The 2410-nt window shown below is 70.1% G+C and carries 3 protein-coding genes; 2 read left to right on the top strand and 1 reads right to left on the bottom strand.

Annotated features, from left to right (window positions below):
- Positions 1-600: PE-PGRS family protein (locus A5712_RS31325; RefSeq protein ID WP_197519357.1), on the top strand; the 600-nt coding region annotated here is incomplete at its 5' end.
- Between the two features lie 24 nt (positions 601-624).
- Here the strand turns inward: A5712_RS31325 and A5712_RS09745 are convergent.
- Positions 625-1638: an NAD(P)-dependent alcohol dehydrogenase gene (locus tag A5712_RS09745; protein ID WP_068103939.1), complete on the bottom strand. Its 1014-nt coding sequence runs from the start codon at positions 1636-1638 to the stop codon at positions 625-627.
- 118 nt (positions 1639-1756) lie between these two features.
- On the opposite strand from A5712_RS09745, the gene A5712_RS09750 reads away from it, so the two are divergent.
- A complete protein-coding gene (locus A5712_RS09750; protein ID WP_068103940.1) occupies positions 1757-2191 on the top strand; it encodes a nitroreductase family deazaflavin-dependent oxidoreductase in 435 nt (144 codons plus the stop codon).
- The last annotated feature ends 219 nt before the right edge of the window (positions 2192-2410 follow it).

The following is a 2410-nucleotide window of genomic DNA, read 5'->3' on the forward strand; positions in this document are numbered from 1 at the left end:
TCCACCGGCGGGGCCGGCGGGGCCGGCGGCAACGGCGGGCTGCTCGCCGGCGACGGCGGCGCCGGCGGGGACGGCGGGGTCAGCATCGGAGGCACCGGCGGAGCCGGTGGGGCCGGCGGTAGCGCCGGCCTGCTGCAAGGCGCCGGCGGCGACGGCGGGGCCGGCGCCTTCGGGATCCTCGCCGGCGGCCACGGCGGGTCCGGCGGCACCGCAGTACTCCTCGGCAACGGCGGCGGCGCCGGCGGAACCGGCGGATACAGCAACATCACCGGCGGCGCGGGCGGGACCGGCGGCAACGCCGGCCTGCTTTGGGGCGACGCCGGTTCCGGCGGGACCGGCGGAGCCGGGGGCACGACCGGCGGGCCGGGCGGGACCGGCGGCCAGGCGGGCCAACTCCTCCTGGGCACCGGCGGTGCCGGGGGCGCCGGCGGCGGAGGCGCAGCGACCGGCGGCAACGGTGCCAACGGCGGCAACGCCGTGCTGTTCGGCACCGGCGGCAACGGCGGCAATGCCGGGATTGGCACGACCGTTGGCAGCAGCGGCACCGGCGGCGCCGGCGGGCTGCTATTCGGCCCGCCCGGGAACAACGGGGTCACATAGCCGGCGGCGAACAGACCCGCCGACTCAGCCGATCCGGATGACGAGCTTGCCGATGTGCTTGCCGTCGCGTAACCGCTCGAATGCCGCTTTCGCCTCATCGAATTCGAAGACGTCGTCGATCACCGGTGCCAGCCCGCTAGCGCCGACGGCTCGCACAAGATCTTGCAGATCGGCCCGGCTCCCGACGGTGATCGATCGCGTCGTCGCGCCGGCGCCCTTGAGCAGGAAATAGTCGATGCCCGGGTTGTCTTCGCTGAGAAAGCCGATCAGCGTGACCTCGCCACCTTCGGCGACGGCACGCAACGACTGCTCGATGGTGGCCGGGCCGCCGACTTCCACGACCCGGTCCGCGCCTCGGCCACCGGTCAGTTCGCGCACCTGCTCGCCCCAATTCGGATTGCGGCGGTAGTCGACGACGTGGTCGGCGCCCAGCGCTTTGAGCATCTGCGCCTTCTCGGGACTCGACGTCGTGGCGACGACACGCCCACCGACCAGCTTGGCCAATTGCAGCGCGAACAGCGAAACGCCGCCGGTCCCGAGCGTCAACACGGTTTGGCCCGCGCGAATCGGCGCGGGGCCGCCGAGCGCGTTCCAGGCCGTGACCCCGGCGCACGGCAGCGTCGCGGCCTGATCGTCGGGTATGGAGTCGGGAATGCGCACGACCGCCTCCCGGGATATCACCTTGTACTCGGCCAGCCAGCCATCCTGCCCGCTGCCGTAGCTGTCGGAATCCGCCGTCGCCGGCATCGGGCCGCCGAACCACCTCGAATGGAATGCACTCACCACCCGCTCGCCGCGACGGAAGTCGTCGACGCCCTCGCCGACCTCGACGACTTCAGCGGCGGCATCGCTGCACGGCACCAGCCCGGGTGTGCTGTCGCGCACGTACCGGCCGAGGGGAATCGCCACGTCCCGATAGTTCAGCGAGACCGCTCGGACGCGGAGCAGCAATTCTCCTCGCTGGGGCGATGGGACCGGTTCTTCGTGCATCCGCAATCCATCCAGCCCGGTGAGCTCGTCGAACCGGTACACGCGCATGAAGACACTCCTTCCGATGTCGTCCTGTCGATCTCGCACCCGCGGACGGATTCCCTTGCTCCGCATCACAAAACGCGGGTCAGGTTTCACGACCGCGCAATCGGATACCCGGCATTTCGTGAGCGAGGGCAACGATTTCAACGAACGCAACATCGCCGAGTTCCGCGCCAATCACGGTCGCGTCGGTGGCCAGTTCGACGGCGCACCGCTGGTCATCCTGCACACCGTCGGAGCGCGCAGCGACAAGCCGCGGACCAACATCATGATGTATCTGGCCGACGGCGACCGGTACCTCGTGTTCGCTTCGAAGGCCGGCGCGGACGACAACCCCGCGTGGTATTGGAACCTCAAGGCTAACCCGGACGCCCGCATCGAAGTCGGCGACGACATCGTCGACGTGCATGCCACGGAGCTGCATGGGGCCGAGCGGGACGAGAAGTATGCGCTGCAGGCCGAGCGCTATCCGGGGTTCGCCGAGTACCAGCGCAAGACGTCGCGGACCATCCCGGTGATCGCGCTCACGCCCGTCGGGCCGGCCGAGCCGCGCCGATGAGGGTTTCCCATAGGGCCCGGGGACTTGGTCGCATCGCTGGTCCGCGGCCATTCTGCGTCGCGAACGCCTCTCGGTCGCCGACTTTTGCTGCGTAAGAGTTGGGATCGGTATCGGCAAGCGCCGGTGTCCACTTGTTGCAGCGGCCCATCCGGGCCTTCAGCAACGAAGGAGCCCAATATGAACCCGACGGGGCGTTTCTCCCGTTTTCGCAGGACACCG

Origin of the sequence: Mycobacterium sp. E2327 (assembly GCF_001672675.1) — a bacterium.
GTDB lineage: Bacteria > Actinomycetota > Actinomycetes > Mycobacteriales > Mycobacteriaceae > Mycobacterium.

Bases quoted from the DNA above. Each gene is read 5' to 3' on its own strand.
- A5712_RS09745 (WP_068103939.1), bottom strand. From the start codon at position 1,638: ATGCGCGTGTACCGGTTCGACGAGCTCACCGGGCTGGATGGATTGCGG.